Raw genomic sequence first — 18,931 nt, 5'->3', positions numbered from 1 at the left:
GCTGCGGGTACCGGCCCTCTCTGCGCCCGTACGTGTTCAGCCGGCCGCGGACGCCTTCCATTCGCGGGCGCGCAGCGGCATCCGGGAGGACCCGTCGTCCACCGGACGGACCGCGAGGATCTGGTTGACCCCGATCTTGTTGTGCTCGAAGGACAGGGCGGAGGCGGCCATGTAGAGGCGCCAGACCCTGGCCCGGCCGGGCGAGGCCATCGTGACCGCCCGGTCCCAGTGCTTCTCCAGATTGGCGACCCAGCGGCGCAGGGTCAGTGCGTAGTGCTCGCGGATCGACTCGACGTCGCGGGCCTCGAAGCCGGCTTCCTCGAGCGTGGCGACGATCCGGCCCAGCGGGGCGAGTTCGCCGTCGGGGAAGACGTACGCGTCGATGAACTCGTCCACGTGGTAAGCGGACTCGTCCCGTTCGGGGCGGCGGGCGATCTGGTGGTTGAGCAGCCGGCCGCCCGGCTTCAGAAGGGCGTAGAGGGCGTCGGCGTACTCGCGGTAGCGGACCGAGCCGACGTGCTCGGCCATGCCGATCGACGAGATGGCGTCGTACGGGCCGTCCCTGACGTCCCGGTAGTCCTGGACCCGGATCTCGATCCGGTCGGTCAGTCCTTCCTCGGCGATGCGCTTGCGGGCGTATGCGGCCTGTTCGACGGAGAGGGTCACCCCGGTGACCCGGGCGCCGTACTCGCGGGCCGCGTGGATGGCCATGGAGCCCCAGCCGCAGCCGACGTCGAGGAGGCGGTCGCCCTCCTTCAACGCGAGCTTGCGGCAGACCAGGTCGAGCTTGTCGCGCTGGGCGTCCTCCAGGCTTCCCTCGTCCTCCCAGTAGGCGCAGGAGTAGACCATGGACGGGCCGAGGACCAGTTCGTAGAAGTCATTGCCTACGTCGTAGTGGTGGCTGATGGCCTCCTTGTCGCGACGCTTGGTGTGGAGGGGGCCGGTGCGGCGGCGGACCTCCTCGACGGGCGGGGGCGGTGGCGGCCAGGGTCCCGCCAGGTGCAGCAGGCTCCGGGCGGCGGCCCGGAGCTTCGGGTTCCGGATCGGGTGGACGGTGTCCTTCGCGTCCGCGCCGCGCTCCCAGAGCAGTCCGGCCATCAGATCCAGCGTCTCGTAGAGATCGCCGTCGATGTCGAGTTCGCCGGCCACCCAGGCGCGGGCCAGGCCCAGTTCGCCCGGCTTCCAGAGCAGCCGGCGCAACGCGCGGCGGTTCCGGATGACGAGAACGGGGGCGCCGGGCGGTCCGGATTCGCTGCCGTCCCAGGCCCGGATCCGGACCGGCAGGGGTTCTCCCAGCAACTCCTCGGCGAGAGCGGTCAGCCGCAACGCGGCGTCTGCCATGGCGTACACCTCCGTGATGGTGTTTCCCAACGAGCCCAAACATGCCCAAACATGCCTCGAACCACGCCATGCACCCGTGGTGCCACGACGAGATACACCCCCGTCAACACTCTCCGGCGCCAACGCCATCCCGCAGTGGCGCAACGGAACGGAAAAATACCTGCACACCACACGCACTTTTCGGGCGGTCACTCCCGGCCTCCGGACACGCCGAAGGGGCCGCCCGCACCACGGATGGCGGGCGGCCCCTTCGGGCGTCGTACGGGAGAGGATCCGGCGGACCGGAGCCCCGGCTAGGAGGCCTTGGCCTTCTCGCCCTCGGACTTGGCGGCGGCCGGAGCCGGGGCCGGCTTGGCTGCCTCGTAGAACTCCTCGCGCGGAGTCTCCATGGCGCCGAGCGAGACGACCTCGCGCTTGAGGAACATCGCAAGGGTCCAGTCGGCGAAGATCCGGATCTTACGGTTCCAGGTCGGCATCGCCATGCCGTGGTAGCCACGGTGCATGTACCAGGCGAGACGGCCCTTGAGCTTGATCTTCATCTTGCCCATGACGATCATCGCGACGCCCTTGTGCAGGCCGAGACCGGCGACCGCACCCTTGTTGGCGTGGCTGTATTCCTTCTGCGGGAAACCGCGCATCCCGGAGATGACGTTGTCGCCGAGGACCTTGGCCTGACGCAGCGCGTGCTGGGCGTTCGGCGGGCACCAGGCGTTCGGGTTACCGGCCTTGCGGCCGACCATGTCCGGAACCTGGGCGTTGTCGCCCGCGGCCCAGATGTAGTCGGTGCCCTGCACCTGGAGCTTCTCGGACGTGTCCACGTGACCGCGCGGGCCGAGCGGCAGGCCGAAGCGGGCCAGCGCCGGGTTCGGCTTCACGCCGGCCGTCCACACGATGGTGTTGGAGTCGACCTCGAGGCCGTTCTTCAGGACGACGTGACCGTCGATGCAGGAGTCCATGGAGGTCGAGAGGAAGACCTCGACACCACGGGACTCCAGGTGCTCCCGGCCCCAGGTGCCCAGCTTCGGGCCGACCTCGGGAAGGATCTTGTCGGCGGCGTCGACGAGGATGAAGCGCATGTCCTCGCGCTTCACGTTCGTGTAGTACTTCGCCGCGTCACGGGCCATGTCCTCGACCTCGCCGATGGTCTCCGCACCGGCGAAGCCGCCGCCCACGAAGACGAACGTCAACGCCCTGCGGCGGACGTCCTCATCGGTCGTCGAGTCGGCCTTGTCCAGCTGCTCGAGAACGTGGTTGCGCAGGCCGATGGCCTCCTCGATGCCCTTCATACCGATGCCCTGTTCGGCCAGGCCGGGGATCGGGAAGGTGCGGGAGACCGCGCCCATCGCGATGACCAGGTAGTCGAAGGGCAGCTCGTAGGCCTCGCCGACGAGCGGCGCGACCGTGGCGACCTTGCGGTCCTGATCGATGGTGGTGACGCGGCCGGTGAGAACCTCGGCCTTCGGCAGTACGCGTCGCAGCGGGACGACGACATGCCGAGGCGAGATGCTGCCGGCTGCGGCTTCGGGGAGGAAGGGCTGGTAGGTCATGTACGACCGGGGGTCGACGACCGTGACGGTCGCCTCGCCGTAGCGCATCTTCTTCAGAATGCGCCGAGCTGCGTACAGGCCTACGTACCCACCGCCTACTACGAGGATCCTGGGACGCTCCGTGGTGCTCATGCCATCGAGTATCCACCCCCCTCGGGGGGCATGCTCGTGAGCCCCTTCACAAGGTATCGCCCACCCTCTGCTACACTTCGCCGCCCGCGTGACCGAGGTCATGGCGCCGCAAGGGAACCACGGTGCGGTGGCGAACGTTGTTCACCGCTTGTGAGCTGGCCCTTGAGCCCCGCGAGCGGGGTGAACCACCCCTTCGGCCGACACTCCAGCGACACGTCCGGAACCGTCCCGTATGCGCAGCGAACGGGCCCGCGGACGGTCGCGGGGCCCCGTACGGAGCAGAAGTGCGCACCAAGGGACCGAATTCCTTGTGAAGAAGTTCACGAACTTCCTCGCGGCGCGTCTCCCGAAGGGGTCCCGGAGGGGCTCCCGACGGCTCAAAGGTGCAGGCGGGAGTGCGCATGAGCGTGTTTTCGGCGTCTCCTGCCGCACCCCCGCGAACAGCCCTTCGGGCACCCTTTCGAACGGGCTGCCGGCGGCCTCCCGGCTACGCGATGGACCAGGCGATCCCGTCGAGAATGTCGTGCTCGCTGACGACGATCTCGCGGGCCCCGGTCCGCTTCATCACGCCCAGCAGGACGAGCGCCCCGGCGGTGATCACGTCGACCCGCCCCGGGTGCATCGCGGGGATCGCGGCACGCTCGGCGTGGGTCGAGGTGACGAGCCGTCCGGTGATCTCCTGAACCTGCTCGAAGGAGATCCGGGAGTGGTGGATCGCCTCGGAGTCGTACTCCTCCAGTCCCAGCGCGATCGCGGCCACGGTGGTGACGGTGCCGGCGAGGCCGACGAGCGTGGCGGCTTCGGTGAGCGGGACGGTCTCCTCGGCCAGATCGAGGGCGGCGTCGATGTCCGCGCGGATCGCGGTGATCTGACCCAGCGTGGGAGGGTCGGTGACGGCACCGTCGCGTACGAGATGGCGCTCGGTCATCCGTACGCAGCCGATGTCCACCGACCGCGCGGCCAGGACCCGGTCGTCGCCGACGACGAACTCGGTGGAACCGCCGCCGATGTCCACCACCAGGTAGGGCTTCGGCAGGTGGTCGCTGCCCTCGAGCTCCTTGGTGGCGCCGTCGAAGGAGAACTCGGCCTCCTGGTCGCCGCTGATCACCTCGGGCTCGACGCCGAGGATGTCCAGCACGCCACCGACGAACTCGTCCCTGTTCTCCGCGTCGCGGGAGGCGGAGGTCGCGACGAAGCGGGTCTTCTCCGCGCCGTACTCCTTGATGACGGCCGCGTACTGGCGGCAGGCGGCAAAGGTCCGCTCCAGCGCCTCGGGGGCGAGCCGGCCGGTGCGGTCCACGCCCTGGCCGAGCCGGACGATCTCCATCCGCCGGTCGAGCTCGGTGAGCTCACCGGTGGCGGGGTCGGCGGCGGCGACGAGCAGACGGATCGAGTTGGTACCGCAGTCGATGGCGGCCACGCGCGTCATGAGCACTCCTGTTTCTTCAAGCTCTCCGACGCCGGTCCAAGCCCCTCCGACGCCGATTCGAACCCCTCCGGCGGTCGAGGGGCGGGGGTCCCGGGGGCGGACCCCCCGGGCACGGTCAGCCTTCGCCCGCCTCGTCGGACGGACGGAAGGCGACGTAGCCGCCTTCGCTCTCGGCGACCGTCCAGCCCTCCTTCTCGTCCGGCGGCCCGCACGGCGTGACGCACGGCCCCTTGCGCCACCACTCCGGCAGCATCGCAATCGCCTCGTCGCCCAGCGGGTTCACGCCCGGCCCCGCCGCCAGCGAGTGCCCCACCAGCACGTGCAGGCACTTCACCCGGTCCGGCATGCCACCCGCGCTGGGAAAGCCCTCCAGCACCTCGATGGCGTCGCGCCGGGCGATGTAGTCCTCATGCGCGGCACGGTACGCAGCCGCCAGCTCCGGGTCCGTGGCCAGACGCTCCGTCATCTCCTTCATGACGCCGTTCGCCTCCAGCGTGCCGATGGCGGAAGCCGCGCGCGGGCACGTCAGGTAGTACGTCGTCGGGAACGGCGTACCGTCCTCCAGCCGCGGGGACGTCTCGACCACGTCCGGGTTGCCGCACGGGCAGCGGTGCGCGATCGCGCGCAGCCCGCGCGGCGGGCGGCCGAGCTGCTGCTGGAACGCGGCGATGTCCGCCTCGGTGGGCGTGGTGGACTCGGTCTGGGGAGGGGGCGTTTCCATGCCTGCCTTGGATCTACTCGGATGTGTGAACCACGGCTCCGCACAGTGCTGCGGGGACGAGGTGAACTAAAAGAAATGAGAAGTCAGTTGCGGTCGGCGCTGTCCACGCCGTCCCACAGGTTGGAGTGCCACGGCCGGTCGGTCTCCTTCGCCCCTCCGCTGCGCTCCTTCGCCGCGTCGGGGTCGATCACCGTGTAGCTGGTCTCCCCGGGACGCACGTAGTGCAGGTGTTCCCGGGCCAGCCGCCGGATGTACGCGTCGTCCTGGAGGCGCGCCTTCTCGTCGCGCAGCTCCTCGGTGTGCTTCTCTGCCTCCTGCGCCAGCCGCTCCTGGTCGGCGATCTCGTCGCGCTGCGACACGTACTGCCGCATCGGGTACGCGAGCGCCACCACCAGGGAGCAGACGACCAGGGCGAGGAACGCGGCCCGGCCGGTGAGCCGGGAACGGCGGGCCTGGCGACGGTTCTGGGACCGGTAGACGCGGGCGGCGGTCTGCTCACCGAGCAGTCGCAGCCGGGTCGCGGTGGAGAACCGTTCCCGGTCCTTCGCGGCCATGTCTCCGCCTCCCCACTACGCACGTCCGTCCCCGCACACGGTACGGGACCGAGTGCGGGGACGGACGGAGGCCGGGGCCTTTGCCCGATGCCGGGCCTGCTATCAGCCCTTGAAGCGCGGGAACGCGGAGCGGCCCGCGTACACCGCCGCGTCGTCGAGGATCTCCTCGATGCGCAGCAGCTGGTTGTACTTGGCGACGCGGTCCGAGCGGGCCGGGGCGCCGGTCTTGATCTGGCCGCAGTTCACCGCGACGGCGAGGTCGGCGATGGTGACGTCCTCGGTCTCGCCGGAGCGGTGGGACATCATGCACTTGAAGCCGTTGCGCTGGGCGAGCTCGACGGCGTCCAGGGTCTCGGTCAGCGAACCGATCTGGTTGACCTTGACGAGCAGCGCGTTGGCGGAGCCCTCCTCGATGCCGCGGGCCAGGCGCTCCGGGTTGGTGACGAACAGGTCGTCACCGACGATCTGCACCTTGGCGCCGAGCTTCTGGGTGATGACGTTCCAGCCGGCCCAGTCGTCCTCGTACAGCGGGTCCTCGATGGAGACCAGCGGGTACGCGGAGACGAGCTCCTCGTAGTACTCGGTCATCTCGGCGGCCGAGCGGGACTTGCCCTCGAACTCGTACTTGCCGTCCTTGTAGAACTCCGAGGCGGCGACGTCGAGCGCGAGCGCGATGTCCTTGCCCGGGGCGTAACCGGCTTCCTTGATGGCCTCGAGGATGAGGTCCAGGGCGGCGCGGTTCGACTCCAGGTTCGGCGCGAAGCCGCCCTCGTCGCCGAGACCGGTCGACAGGCCCTTGGTCTTCAGGACCTTCTTCAGCGTGTGGTAGACCTCGGCGCCCCAGCGCAGGGCCTCGGAGAAGGACTCCGCGCCGATCGGCGCGATCATGAACTCCTGGATGTCGACGTTGGAGTCGGCGTGCGACCCACCGTTGAGGATGTTCATCATCGGGACGGGCAGCAGGTGCGCGTTCGGGCCACCGAGGTAGCGGAACAGCGGCAGGTCCGAGGCCTCGGACGCGGCGTGTGCGACGGCCAGCGAGACGCCGAGGATCGCGTTGGCGCCGAGCGAGCCCTTGTTCTCGGTGGCGTCCAGGTCGAACATGGCCTGGTCGATCAGCCGCTGCTCGGTGGCGTCGTAGCCGACGAGCTCCGGGCCGATCTGCTCGATCACGGCGAGGACGGCCTTCTCGACGCCCTTGCCCTGGTAGCGGTTGGGGTCACCGTCGCGAAGCTCAATGGCCTCGAACGCACCGGTGGAGGCGCCGGACGGAACAGCAGCACGGCCCGTGCTGCCGTCGTCGAGGCCAACCTCGACCTCGACCGTGGGGTTTCCGCGGGAGTCGAGGATTTCCCGGGCTACGACGACGTCGATGGACGGCACGAGGCATCTCCTTCTGGGATATGACGCTGGTTGTGCAGGGTCGCTTTGGCCTTGCGACAAGAGCCTAACCGGCTGGGCCGCCTCGGTCCGCCGACCGCCCGCCTCCTGGGACGAAAAAGGACCCAAGGGCTCTCATAGCAGGGCAAAGATCCAGATTTCTACTGGACGGTAACGACAACAGTTGAACGCTGAAACCCCGACCCTGCGCGTACGGGGGAATCCGCGCCGGGTCGGGGTGCTCGGGGAGGAGAGAGCCCGTATCTACGGGGAGCCCGTAGATACGGAGGCCCGTCCTACTTCGTCAGGTGGAGCTGCTGACCCGGGTAGATCAGGTCGGCGTCCTCGACGATGTCCTTGTTCAGCTTGAAGAGCTGCTGCCAGCCGCCCTTCACCTTGTGCTGCGCGGCGATCTTGCTGAGCGAGTCGCCGGACTTCACCTTGTACTCGCCGTCGCCCTTGGCGACCTTCGCGCCGGTCGGCGTGGTGACGGTCTTCTTGGTCGCGGCCTTGGGGGCGGTGCCGCGGTCCGCGCGGGAGGCGGCGGGGGCCTCGGTGCGCTCGACCTGCTTCGGCGCGGCCTGCTTCGGCTCCTGCGCCGGAGTGCTCCGCTGCGCGGTGGAGCCGGTGTCGACGCCCGGGTCGACACCGTCGTTGGTCAGGTTGCCGGCGCCGGCGCAGCCCCAGGCACCCGGGCCCTGCATGTCGAGGAGCTTCTCGGCGGTGGCGATCTGCTGTGCCTTGGTGGCGAGGTCGGCGCGCGGGGCGTACTGCGTACCACCGGCGGCGGCCCAGCTGGACTGCGAGAACTGCAGGCCGCCGTAGTAGCCGTTGCCGGTGTTGATGGACCAGTTGCCGCCGGACTCGCAGTGGGCGACGGCGTCCCACGTGGCGACGGAGGCTGCGGAGGCACCGGTCGCACCCATCAGGGGAGCGGCGATGGCGGCACCGGTGACGCCGGCGAGCGTGGCGACACGGACGGCCTTGGACGGGCGACGGTGCTTGCCCTTGCTGTTCAGCAGCATGGAACTTCTCCTCACCGACGCCTACGAGGTGAGCTGTCGGGTTCGGGCCAAGTGAGTTGCCCGGTCGCATGTCCTAGCACGCGACTTCACCCCGAGCCGGTCCTGACGGTCTTTCGGCCATCGGGCCCGGCGGCTTACCTGGGTCCCCCGCTCCTGCCTACGGCGCTTTACGCGTCTGTTCCCTTCGACCGACGGCAGGATTCGGCGTGACGGTCGACGGGGCCCGCGGTGCGAGCGGTTCCGACCGTAAACGTACGCAACCTCGACATTCAAAGATGGGCATAACGGACAATCAGTCCTTACAGGCATCCGATCGCACAGTGTTTTCGCAGGTGAGGAGCGGTGCGGACAGACCCGGCAGACGCGACACGCCAGTTGACACAAAGAGACCCATGTCTCACTTACGCATAAGCGGACATAGGTCCCTGAACTACCCCTATTTTTGGGGTGCTTTTAGCCGTTTATCAGACTGCTCTCACTTCGACTTCACGCCGAGATCGAGGCTCTGGCCAGGCAGGATGAGGTCCGGGTCGCCGCCGACCGCACCCTTGTTCGCCTCATAGAGAGCGGGCCATCCACCGGGAACCTTCTGTGCGTCAGCAATCGCCCAGAGGTTGTCGCCCGGCCGGACGGTGTAATCGCCGTCTGTCGCCGCCGCGCGCGTGTCGCGCCCGGCACTGTTACCGCGGGAAGCATGCCGACCCGAGTCCCGGTCGCCGCCCCTGCCCATGCCATGGCTCACCTCGGAAGCCGGCGCACCGCGGTGCTTGCCACCCACCCCATTGTCGGACGAGCCAGACTTCTGGGGTGATTCGGATGAATCAGACTTCTTGGACGACGGCGTGGCTGACGGCTTGTGCGACGCCTTGCCCGAAGGCGTGGCGGACGCCTCGGTGGACGGCGCCTCGGACGCATCCCCGCTCTCCGCCGGTTCGGCCGAGGGCACGATTCCCGGGTCGACCCCCGGCAACGACCCGTCCTCCGTGAGCCCGGAGATCACCGCACAGCTGGGCCACTCCTTCGGCCCCCGGTCGTCCAGGACCTTCTCGGCGACCGCTATCTGCTGCGAGCGACTGGCGAGGTCGGCGCGCGGGGCGTACGCCTCACCGCCGTACGCCTTCCAGTCGCCCTGCGAGAACTGAAGACCGCCGTAGAAGCCGTTGCCGAGGTCGGCGCTCCACATGCCGCCGCTCTCGCACTCTGCGACCCGGTCCCAGGTCGTGGCGTCGGCGGCGTGCGCACCGGCCGCGCCGAGCAGGGGGATGGCGATGGCCGAACCGGTCACGCCTGCGGTGACGACGATCGCGGGTGCCTGGCGAGGGCGACGGTGCCTGCCGTTCGCGGAGCCCATGGGATTGCCTTCCGTGTGACTGACAAGTGACTGGTGAGTCGAACGGTGAACGTAGCGGCACTCGAACGCCTGTCACAAGTCGATGCAGCGCAGATCACGTGAAAGTCACAGAGTTGACAGGGCGTCACCTTCGCCGGAACGCCGTCCGGGACCGAACTCCACCGGAAGCGTGCGCAGTCCACGCATGATGAGCCCGCCACGCCACCGCAAATCGGTAGGTTCCACCGCAAGCCGCAGGTCCGGGAGGCGCCTCAACAGGGTGGCCAGGGCAGCCTGCCCCTCCAGTCGGGCAAGCGGTGCTCCCAGGCAGTAATGGATGCCGTGCCCGTATCCGAGGTGCTGATTGTCACGCCGCGCGAGGTCCAGCGTGTCCGGGTCCGTAAACCGTTCCGGGTCGCGGTCGGCGGCGGCGAGCACCACCAGCACGGGGTCACCCGCCGCGATCCGCTGCCCGCCGAGGGTCAGCGGCTCGGTGGCGAACCGCCAGGTCGCCAGCTCCACCGGACCGTCGTACCGCAGCAGTTCCTCGATGCCGGTCTCCAGCAGCCCGCTCTCCCCCGCATCGAGCGAGCGCTGCAGCCGCTCCCGCTGCTCCGGATCGCGCAGCAGGGCGTACACCCCGTTGCCGATGAGGTTGACCGTCGTCTCGAATCCCGCGAAGAGGAGGATGAAAGCCATGGCGGCGGCCTCGTTCTCGGTGAGGTGCTCGCCGTGGTCGCTCGCCCGGATCAGCCCCGAGATCAGGTCCTCCCCCGGGTTCTCCCGCTTCCGGTGGATGAGCTCCGCGAGATAGCCGCGCATCTTCTTCACCGACCGGGCCACCCCGCCGCGCGGACCACCGCCGTGGCGGATCATCATCCCCGCCCAGTCCCGGAAGTCGTCCTGGTCCTCGCGCGGGACGCCGAGCAGGTCACAGATCGCGTAGATGGGGAGCGGGAACGCGAAATCGTGGATGAGGTCCGCGGATCCCTCCTCGATGAAGTTGTCGATGAGGCGGTCCGTCAGCTCCTGCACGCGCGGGGCGAACTCGGCGACCCGGCGCGGCGTGAACGCCTTCGAGACCAGTCGGCGCAGTCTGGTGTGGTCGGGCGGGTCGATGTTCAGCAGATGCGTCATCAGCTCCGCCTTGCGCTCGCCCGGGATGCCGGTCTTCCCCTTGGCGTGCGCCGGCTCGTCGTGGTGCGCAGGATTCTTGGAGAGCCGGGTGTCGGCGAGGGCCTGCCGGGCGTCCTGGTACCGCGTCACGAGCCATGCCTCGACCCCGCTGGGCAGCGCGGTGCGGTGCACGGGGCTGTTCTCGCGCAGCCAGGCGTAGGCCGGGTACGGGTCGGTGGCGAACTCCCAGGTGAAGAGTTCGGGGGCGTCGGCGGGGCTGTCGTTCACCCCCTGACGTTATCCGCTGGCCTCCGCGGCGAGGATCGCGTCCCGGTAGGCGCGGCCCGCAGCGCGCAGGGCGGCCTCGGGGTCCGTGCCGTCCTGTTCCGCGCGTACGGCCAGGGCGAGGAGTTCGTAACCGATGCTGTCGCCCGTCGGGAGCGGCACATCGAGTCCGGCGGCACGGACCCGGCTCGCCAGCTTCGCGGCCAGCGCCAGCCCGGGCTGCCCGAGCGGGACGCCGTCGGTGACCGAGTCCCGCTGCTTCTCGATGGCCTTGGTACGCAGCCAGTGCTCGTGGACGTCCTCCGGGGTCTCGGCGGTCTCGTCACCGAAGACATGCGGATGGCGGTGGATCAGCTTCTCGACGAGGGTCGCGGCGACATCGTCGACGGAGAACGGTTCGTCCGTGTCCTCCTCCGCGATCCGGGCGTGGAAGACGACCTGGAGAAGGACGTCGCCGAGTTCCTCGCGCAGTTCGTCGCGGTCGCCGTCCTCGATCGCCTCGACGAGTTCGTACGCCTCCTCGATGGCGTACTTGGCAAGCCCCTCGTGAGTCTTCTGCGAGGTCCACGGGCACTCGGCCCTGATCCGGTCCATGACCTGGACGAGGTCGAGGAGACGGGCACCGGGCAGATCGTACGAACCGGGCAGCAGCTCCAGGTTCGGCATCTGCACCCGGCCCGAGCCGGCCAGCCGGGCCAGCCCGTCCGTCAGCGGCTGGTTGCCCTCGCCACTGGTCACGACCACGACGGTCCGACCGCCCGCGCAGGCGTCGACGAGTTCCTGCGCGGTGGGCGCGGCGTGCTCGACGGTGACGCCGGCCTCGCGCAGGTACGGCAGCTGCGGGTGGTCCGACTCGGCGCAGAGCACCCGGTCGGCGGCGTGCAGCGTCTGCCAGGCGGGCCAGGACAGCAGTCCGGGCGCGACCCGGTGGCTGGCGGTGAGCAGGACGATACGACCGGGGTCTTCAGCGTTCACCCCACCAACCTACTAGGGGCGCGCGACCGGCCCGACCGACCGGACGCCCTGGGTAGCGAGGTGCCGTGCCGGGCGTCGCGAGCCGGTGAACCTTTCCGGTCGCAGCGCTAGGCGCCGGCTGCGGCTTCCTGCTGGGCCGGCTTGGTGACCTGGGTGATCCACGGGGCCTTGTAGTTGGCGAGCTGGGTCTGCTTGTTGTCCCAGGTGCCGAAGCGCGGGTTGACGTCGATGTGCAGCGACTTCGACGCCGCGCTGAGCGCGTCGCCGACGGCCTTCTGCCCGGCGGGCTGCTGCAGGTCGGCACCGAGCGCCTGGGCGATCTTCGACAGCTGGACCTGCTCGCGCAGGACGGCATCGATCTGGTTCGGGGCGACCCAGCTCTGCTGCAGCATCATCGCCTGCAGTTGTGTCTCTCCACCGGACTGGGAGACCGCCGACTGCCGCATCTCCTGGACCTCCTTGCGGCTGACCTTGATTCCCGCGTCCGCGGCGGCCTTGTCCAGGATCCGGTCGAAGATCAGCCCGTGCAGCTTGGCCCGGCTGAGCTGCCCGGACTTGTTGATGAGCTGCACGGACTGGTCGGACTCGTTCTGCGCGGTGCGTACGTCCGCCACCTGCGCCTGCACGGTGGACACCTCGATGCGGTCCCCGCCGACCACGGCTGCGGCGCCTGGGTGGGCCTGGTTGCCGCAGGCGGAGAGGAGCGGCGCCGCGACGAGCATGGCGGCGGAGACGACGAGCGCGGTGCGACGGCGGCGGTGCAAAGGAGCCTCCCGGGGCGATTGAGACAGCAGGTGCGGCGCGCCGCGCCCCCTTGCGGGGTGGTGGCCGGGCGACGGGCGGGCGCACAAGACCTTGCGTTGATCGATGTTAGGCAGTGGGCGTGATCCCGGCCACTGATTCGACCAACGATTCGGGAGGAGTTGGGGATGTGGGCCTGTTCACCGTCCCTCCACGGCCGTTTCCGGCCGCAGCATGATCACGCGGGAGACCACGAACGTGATCGGGATGGCCGCCACCGCCGCGACCAGCGGCGCGTACCGGCTGCTGAATCCGGCGAGGTCGACCAGCAGCCAGACGCCCCCGGTCGTGATGGCGAAATTGGCGGCGTTGGTCAGCGGGAAGAGCAGGAACTTCCGCCAGGTGGGGCGGGTCCGGTAGGTGAAGTACGAGTTCAGCAGGAACGAGCCGGTCATGCTGAACGCGAACGCGATCACATGCGCGGCCAGATACGGCAGCCTGGTCAGCAGGGCCAGATAGCAGACGTAGTACGTACCGGTATTCACGACGCCGACGAGTGCGAAGCGGATCATCTGCGCCCGGACCGTCATCGGCGTACGAACTCCCGTGCCTGCTGATTCGGTACGGCGGTATTGCCGGCCTTCACCAGGAAGTGCGGGCGCCGCTTCACCTCGTAGTAGATGCGGCCGACGTACTCACCGACCACACCCACTATCACCATCTGCACCCCGGCAAGTGCCGTGACCACGACGATGAGCGTGACATAGCCGGGCGTGTCCACGCCTTTCATCAGGGCGAATCCGACGATCCAGGCGGCATAGACGAGGGCGACGGACATCAGCACCATGCCCAGGTATAAAGCGGCGCGCAGTGGCTTGTTGTTGAACGAGAGCAGTCCGTCGAGTCCGTAGTTGAGGAGCTTGCCGAAGGTCCAGGCGGAGCTGCCCTGCTCGCGGACGGCGTTCTCGTAGCCGAAGGTCGTCGTCGGGAATCCGACCCAGGCGAACAGTCCCTTGGAGAACCGGTTGTACTCGGTGAGTTCGAGGACGGCGTCGACGGTACGCCGGGACAGCAGCCGGAAGTCTCCGACACCGTCGACCAGTTCCACGTCCACCAGGCGATTGATCAGCCAGTAGTAGGCGCGGGCGCCGAGGGTGCGGGTGAGACGGTCGCCCTTGCGGGTGCGGCGGGCAATGACCTGGTCGTAGCCGCGGGCGTGCTCCTCCAGCATGCGGCCGATGAGCTCCGGCGGGTGCTGGAGGTCGGCGTCCATGATGACGACCGCGTCGCCGTCGGCGTGCTGGAGGCCGGCGAGCATGGCGGCCTCCTTGCCGAAGTTCCGGCTGAAGGAGAGGTAGCGGGTCCGCGGATCGGTGGCGGCCAGCTCCTCCAGAACCGGAAGCGTGCGGTCTGCGCTGCCGTCATCGACGTAGACCAGCTGGAAATCATGCCCCAGCCGCGTCATCTGCTCCGTGACACGCGCATGGAAGCGTCCGAGGATCTCCTCCTCGTTGAAACAAGGCACCACCAGCGAGATCAGCACGGGATTAACTCACCCTGTCGGTCCGTCAGATAGAGATGCTTCACATGGATAGTGAGCAACCATTGCGTGAATTGAACTATGGAGGAAACAGTTCGACACTGTTCACTCGCCCGTGGCTGCCATATTCCTCCGTATGCCGACCTTCCGCCCCCGCCCGGCCGCGGCCGGGCTCGCCGCACTGATCACCGCCGTCACCGTGTGCGCGGGCGATGCGGCGGCCCGCAGCTTTCCGTTCGGGCCGCACACCAGGAGTGTCAGTGACCTGGGAAATCAGTTCGTTCCGTTCCACCTCCGGCTCTGGGACCTGCTGCACGGAAACGCCGACGGCGGGCTGTTCCTGAATTGGTCGTCCGGATACGGGACCAGCTTCCTGCCGGACCTCGGCACCTATCTGACCAGCCCGTTCGCGCTGCTCGTCGGGGTCTTTCCGCGGGACCGCATCGACCTCGCGGTGTACGTGGTGACGGTCCTGAAGATGGCGTCGGCCGCGGCGGCGATGGCCTGTCTGCTTCTGACCCTGCGCGGCGGACGCCACTGGGTGGCGGGGGTGTTCGGCAGTGCGTACGCGCTGTGCGGCTGGTCGGTCGCGGAGGCCGCGTACAACCCGATGTGGCTTGACGGTCTGATCGCCCTCCCGCTGCTCTGCCTGGCCGGTGAATGGGCGCGGACGGGGCGCCGCCGCGTGGTGGCACCGCTGCTCGTCGCGGTCGTGTGGGCCGCCAACTTCTATACGGCGTACATGGCGACCCTGGGGGCCGCACTGGTGCTGGCGGTACGGCTGCTGACGGTGGGCGAGAAGGGGACGAGAGTACGGGCGCTGGTGCGGGCGGCCCGGACCGTGCTGCTGGGGGCCGGTCTCGCGGCGCCCGTCCTGCTTCCCGTCTATCTCGGCACGAGACACGCCTATCCCGGCTGGGACCGGACGTTCCGCGCCGCGGCCTGGCCCGATGTCCTTGCCCGGCTGCTTCCCGGCACCTATGACTTCTTCACCCCGGCGCTCTTCCTGGGCACGGTCGCCCTGCTGCCGGCCTGCATGCTCGCCTTCCAGACGGCGGTACCGCGGCGCGAGCGGTGGGCGTGGGCCGGGCTGGTGGCCGGGGTCGCGCTGTCGATGCAGTGGGGGCCGACCCATCTGCTCTGGCACGCTTTCGCGACGCCCAACGGCAGTCCGTACCGGCAGACGTTCGTGCTCGCCGGACTGCTGGTGGTCGCCGCCTGGATCTCGGTCTCGTACGGCCGGCCCGGGCGCCGCGCCCTGTTCGCCGGGTGCGCGGTGCTGATGCTGATCGCGGCAGGGGCGGCCGCCAGTGATCTCGTCTCGCACTGGACGTACCCGCTGTTCGCGGCCGGTCTGGTGGCGACCGCCGCCGCGCTCGTCCTGCTGGGCCGGGGCCGCTGCGCGCTGCTCGCCGCCACGCTGCTGATCGGCGCGCTGGCGGGACAGGCCGCGGCGACCACCGCGTTCGCCGACCGGCAGCGTCTCGCCCGGCTCGACGACTATGCTCCCTGGGGCGAGCGGCAGCGCGTCCAGGAGGCCGCGGTGGCGGGCGCGGACGCGTGGCCGCGTTACCGCACCGACCCCGGCCGGGAGCAGACCACCGCGAACGATCCGCTGCTGGTGGGCGGCCAGGGCGCCGCCTACTACAGCAGTCACACGCCGGCCGTGCTGACCCGCACGCTCGGTGCGCTCGGCGCCGGCTGGACATCCAACGGGCGGGCCGTCCAGAGCCTCGACAACCCCGTCACCGACGCGATCTTCGCGGTCGGTGCCCGGGTCCGCGGGCCGCGCGACCCGCATCAGCGGTGGGGCGCGCCGCCGGACGACCGGCCGGTGACGGTGGTCCGGGAAGTGGTGCCGCCGCTGGTGACCGTGCGGGGGCCGGGCCCGGCCCCGTCCTTCGGACGGTCACCGTTCCGGAACCAGGAGGTGCTGCTCGGTTCGCGGGTCTACACGGTGCCGCGGACCGTCATCCGGGCGGTGAACGGCGCCCCCGTCGAGGACCGAGGCACCTACAGCCACCGGGTGGGACGCGGTACGTATCTGCTCAGCGCGCGCTGTCCGGCGGGCAGTGAGGCGTACGTGTGGACACCCGGAGTGTTCGGCTCGGCGCGGCTGGGCGAGGGCCGGGAGATCCTGCTCCGGGGCATGCCGCCGTCCCGGCGCGCGGCGATGGAGCGGATCGGTCCGGTGGCCGGCGCGGCGGTGGCGGGCGGGACGGTGCGGGTGGTGGTCACGCTCAGGTCCGTCCGCCCGGGGACCGTGCCGCGCGAGCCCCTCGGCTGCCTGGACCGGGACCGGCTGGCCGCCGCCGTGACCGGGCTGCGGCGCACGGGGGCGACGTCCGTGCATGTCGGTGACAGGGCGATACGGGCCGAACTGCCGCCCGGGAGCCGCGGCACCGTCGTGGTCGCCGCGCCCCGGATAGCCGGCTGGAGCTGCGCGGGGCGGCCCGCGGGCGCGTATCTGGGACTCGTCGCGGTGCCGGTCCCCGCCCGGGGTTCCGCCGTGCAGTGCACGTTCCGGCCGCCCGGGCTGCGGGCCGGATCGGCGGTCGGGGCGGGCGCACTGCTCGTCATGGCCGGGACGGGGGCGGCGCAGGCCGTGCTGCTGCGACGGCGCCCCCGGCTCGCTCCGGCGGGACCGGGCTGAGCTGACCGGACACGGGGTCGCTCAGCCGCCGCGGACCTGCAGCTGCCGGTCGAGCTGGCGGCGCAGCTCCACCGGCAGCGGATGGTGCGGCCCGTACATCCGCTCGGTGTCGTGGAGCAGCGCCTGAAGCTGTCCGCGCGCCGCCGCATGGTCGCCGACCGCGAGCAGCAGATACCCGATGCGCTGACGGATCTCGAAGGACCGTGCCGGGTTGTTTCCCGTCGCGTACTGGTTCTCGTAGTACGGCAGGACCGCCCGGTACTCCGCGAGCGCGGCCGCCGGTTCACCCAGCTGTTCCAGGCAGTGCGCCGCGTCGTAGCGGTACTGCAGCGTCTGCGTGTCGGCCGGTCCGGCCTCCACCGCGCGGTCGTCGGCGAGGAGCCGCAGTTCGGGCAGGGCGCGGCGGTACTGCCCGTCGTCCATCAGCGTCGCCGCGTACTGCTTGCGCAGGATGCGGACCACCGGCGAACCCTCGCCGTGCTGCTCGGCGGCGGCCGGGAGAATTCCGCCGAGGATGTCCACGGCCTGGGTGATCCGGCCCTGCCCGAGCAGCTGCTTGACCTCGTCGACCGCGGCTGCGACATCGGGTTTCGAGGCCACCGGCGCGGGCTGCGCGGCGGGCGGGGTGGTGACACGGTCGGGCCACGGTGCGTGCGGCCGCAGGAAGGGGCGGGTCGGGTCGAGCGGGCCGGTCGGCAGCCCTGTGCCGCTCGACGGAAGGAGCGGGGCGAGGTGTTCGTACACCTCCTGGGCACTCGCCGGGCGGTGCTGCGGGTCCTTGGCGAGGAGCCGCAGCACGAGCGATTCGAGGGGTTCCGGGACCTCGGGCCGGATCTGACGGACCGGGAGCGGCGGCTCGTAGAGGTGGCGGTGCAGCACTCCGAGCGCGGTGGAGCCGGCGAACGGCACGTCTCCACTGAGCAGTTCGTGGAGGAGCACACCGAGCGCGTACAGATCGGTGTACGGGCCGACGGCGCCTCCCATCGCCTGCTCGGGCGCCATGTAGGCGGGCGAACCGATCGGCGTGCCGGTGTGGGTGAGGCGGGTGGTGTCGCTGTCCAGGACGGAGGCGACGCCCAGGTCGAGGACGGTGACCGTGCCGTCCGGACGCACCATCAGATTGCGGGGTTTGAGGTCGCGGTGGACGATCGGCACGGCGTGCACGGCGGAGAGCGCGGCGCAGAGCTGGGCGGCGACGGCGACGGACCACTGCCAGGGGTACGGATCGTGCTCGGCGAGATGGTCGGCGAGGTCGGAGCCCTCGACGTACTGCATGACGAGGAACAGGTCGTCGCCGTCGCTGCCCGCGTCATGGACGGTGACCAGGCCCGGGTGGTCGACCTGGGCGGTGACCCGGCACTCACGGACGAAGCGGCGACGCAGCTCGTCGACCGCTTCGCTGCCGGTGGGACCCGCGACCCGGTCGGGCCGGAGCAGTTTCACCGCGACCCGGCGGTCGAGGCGTTGGTCGTACGCCGTCCAGACCTGGCCCATGCCGCCCTGGCCGAGGATGGTCGCCAGCTCGTACCGTCCGGCGATGACGCGTCCGCTCATCGGTCCTCCTCATGACGGAGGAGGTCGCTCAGCTCGTCGAGCTCGGCACGGACCTGGTCGATGCGGTGGGGCGGGGTGGGCGCGGGCTGCGCGGGCTGCACGGGCTGCGGGTGAGGCTGGGGCTGTGGCCGGTACTGAGGCGGCTGCGGTTGCGCGTACTGCTGAGGCCGAGGGGGCAGCGACTGGTGCATGGGCGCGGTGGTCATGTACCCGTACCCCGGCACCGGAGGCGGATACCCGCCGCCGAACTGCTGCTTCGTGAGCTGCTCGTAGTGGCGGATGTCCCCGTACAGGTAGTACGCGCAGGCGACGACGATCGCCACGAGCAGCAGCGGTATGAAGAAGAAATCGATGCCGTTGGGGTCGGGATTGGTGTCGTCCCTGCCGATGATCGGCAGGAGCACGCAGACCAGCACGAAGCCTGCCCCGGTCAGCCACCAGTCGGACGTGCGACGGCGCACGATCGCCAGCCGCAGCAACGGCGCCCACAGCAGCAGACCGATCGAGCCCACCGCGAGCACGACGAACAGCACACGCATCGAGACGATCCAGGCCCGGCTGGGGACCCGGCGCTGCGGCGTCGGCGGATGACCCGGGGCGTACATGGC

Annotated in this window: 16 protein-coding genes and 1 riboswitch; of the genes, 1 reads left to right on the top strand and 15 read right to left on the bottom strand. The window is 70.0% G+C overall.

Annotation, left to right across the window (positions count from 1 at the left end; genetic code table 11):
* Window positions 1–36: 36 nt before the first annotated feature.
* From OG395_RS31720 to OG395_RS31660, 13 genes are all read right to left on the bottom strand, one after another.
* A complete protein-coding gene (locus tag OG395_RS31720; RefSeq protein ID WP_327245986.1) occupies window positions 37–1,341 on the bottom strand; it encodes a cyclopropane-fatty-acyl-phospholipid synthase family protein in 1,305 nt (434 codons plus the stop codon).
* 293 nt (window positions 1,342–1,634) lie between these two features.
* Window positions 1,635–3,020 (bottom strand): NAD(P)/FAD-dependent oxidoreductase, encoded by a 1,386-nt coding sequence (locus tag OG395_RS31715; protein WP_266984848.1) that lies wholly within the window; start codon window positions 3,018–3,020, stop codon window positions 1,635–1,637.
* 487 nt (window positions 3,021–3,507) lie between these two features.
* Window positions 3,508–4,449 (bottom strand): Ppx/GppA phosphatase family protein, encoded by a 942-nt coding sequence (locus OG395_RS31710; RefSeq protein ID WP_327245985.1) that lies wholly within the window; start codon window positions 4,447–4,449, stop codon window positions 3,508–3,510.
* A 115-nt stretch (window positions 4,450–4,564) separates the two neighbouring features.
* Window positions 4,565–5,170 (bottom strand): DUF501 domain-containing protein, encoded by a 606-nt coding sequence (locus OG395_RS31705; RefSeq protein WP_327245984.1) that lies wholly within the window; start codon window positions 5,168–5,170, stop codon window positions 4,565–4,567.
* A gap of 83 nt (window positions 5,171–5,253) precedes the next feature.
* Window positions 5,254–5,724, bottom strand: coding sequence for an FtsB family cell division protein (locus OG395_RS31700; protein ID WP_327245983.1), 471 nt, complete (start codon window positions 5,722–5,724; stop codon window positions 5,254–5,256).
* A gap of 102 nt (window positions 5,725–5,826) precedes the next feature.
* Complete coding sequence (gene eno / locus OG395_RS31695) at window positions 5,827–7,107, bottom strand: phosphopyruvate hydratase (protein WP_030926869.1); 1,281 nt, start codon at window positions 7,105–7,107, stop codon at window positions 5,827–5,829.
* A 293-nt stretch (window positions 7,108–7,400) separates the two neighbouring features.
* A complete protein-coding gene (locus OG395_RS31690; RefSeq protein ID WP_327245982.1) occupies window positions 7,401–8,129 on the bottom strand; it encodes a transglycosylase family protein in 729 nt (242 codons plus the stop codon).
* Between the two features lie 3 nt (window positions 8,130–8,132).
* A riboswitch (cyclic di-AMP (ydaO/yuaA leader) is annotated at window positions 8,133–8,304 on the bottom strand.
* Between the two features lie 300 nt (window positions 8,305–8,604).
* Window positions 8,605–9,480 carry a transglycosylase family protein gene (locus OG395_RS31685; protein ID WP_327245981.1) on the bottom strand — a complete coding sequence of 292 codons (876 nt, stop codon included), beginning with the start codon at window positions 9,478–9,480 and terminating at the stop codon, window positions 8,605–8,607.
* 105 nt (window positions 9,481–9,585) lie between these two features.
* Window positions 9,586–10,863, bottom strand: a complete 1,278-nt coding sequence (locus OG395_RS31680; protein ID WP_327245980.1) for a cytochrome P450 family protein — start codon at window positions 10,861–10,863, stop codon at window positions 9,586–9,588.
* A gap of 9 nt (window positions 10,864–10,872) precedes the next feature.
* Window positions 10,873–11,835: a nucleoside triphosphate pyrophosphohydrolase gene (locus tag OG395_RS31675; RefSeq protein WP_327245979.1), complete on the bottom strand. Its 963-nt coding sequence runs from the start codon at window positions 11,833–11,835 to the stop codon at window positions 10,873–10,875.
* 107 nt (window positions 11,836–11,942) lie between these two features.
* Entirely contained in the window at window positions 11,943–12,599 is a 657-nt protein-coding gene (locus OG395_RS31670; RefSeq protein ID WP_327245978.1) for a SurA N-terminal domain-containing protein, read from the bottom strand.
* A 177-nt stretch (window positions 12,600–12,776) separates the two neighbouring features.
* Window positions 12,777–13,166 (bottom strand): GtrA family protein, encoded by a 390-nt coding sequence (locus OG395_RS31665; protein WP_327245977.1) that lies wholly within the window; start codon window positions 13,164–13,166, stop codon window positions 12,777–12,779.
* Window positions 13,163–14,119 (bottom strand): glycosyltransferase family 2 protein, encoded by a 957-nt coding sequence (locus OG395_RS31660; RefSeq protein ID WP_327245976.1) that lies wholly within the window; start codon window positions 14,117–14,119, stop codon window positions 13,163–13,165. The genes OG395_RS31665 and OG395_RS31660 overlap by 4 nt, the downstream gene beginning before the upstream one ends.
* Window positions 14,120–14,252: 133 nt before the next feature.
* Here OG395_RS31660 and OG395_RS31655 point away from each other — a divergent pair, with 133 nt between their 5' ends.
* Window positions 14,253–16,769 (top strand): YfhO family protein, encoded by a 2,517-nt coding sequence (locus tag OG395_RS31655; RefSeq protein WP_327245975.1) that lies wholly within the window; start codon window positions 14,253–14,255, stop codon window positions 16,767–16,769.
* Between the two features lie 21 nt (window positions 16,770–16,790).
* Here OG395_RS31655 and OG395_RS31650 read toward each other — a convergent pair whose 3' ends face one another.
* Together OG395_RS31650 and OG395_RS31645 are read right to left on the bottom strand one after the other, a co-directional pair.
* Window positions 16,791–18,323, bottom strand: a complete 1,533-nt coding sequence (locus OG395_RS31650) for a serine/threonine-protein kinase (RefSeq protein ID WP_327245974.1) — start codon at window positions 18,321–18,323, stop codon at window positions 16,791–16,793.
* A complete protein-coding gene (locus OG395_RS31645) occupies window positions 18,320–18,928 on the bottom strand; it encodes a hypothetical protein (RefSeq protein WP_327245973.1) in 609 nt (202 codons plus the stop codon). The genes OG395_RS31650 and OG395_RS31645 overlap by 4 nt, the downstream gene beginning before the upstream one ends.
* Window positions 18,929–18,931: the final 3 nt, after the last annotated feature.

Source organism: Streptomyces sp. NBC_01320 (genome assembly GCF_035974375.1).
Taxonomy (GTDB): Bacteria; Actinomycetota; Actinomycetes; order Streptomycetales; family Streptomycetaceae; genus Streptomyces; species Streptomyces yanii.
Note: the sequence above shows the minus strand (reverse complement) of the source record. Positions and strands in the feature narration are given on the sequence as shown.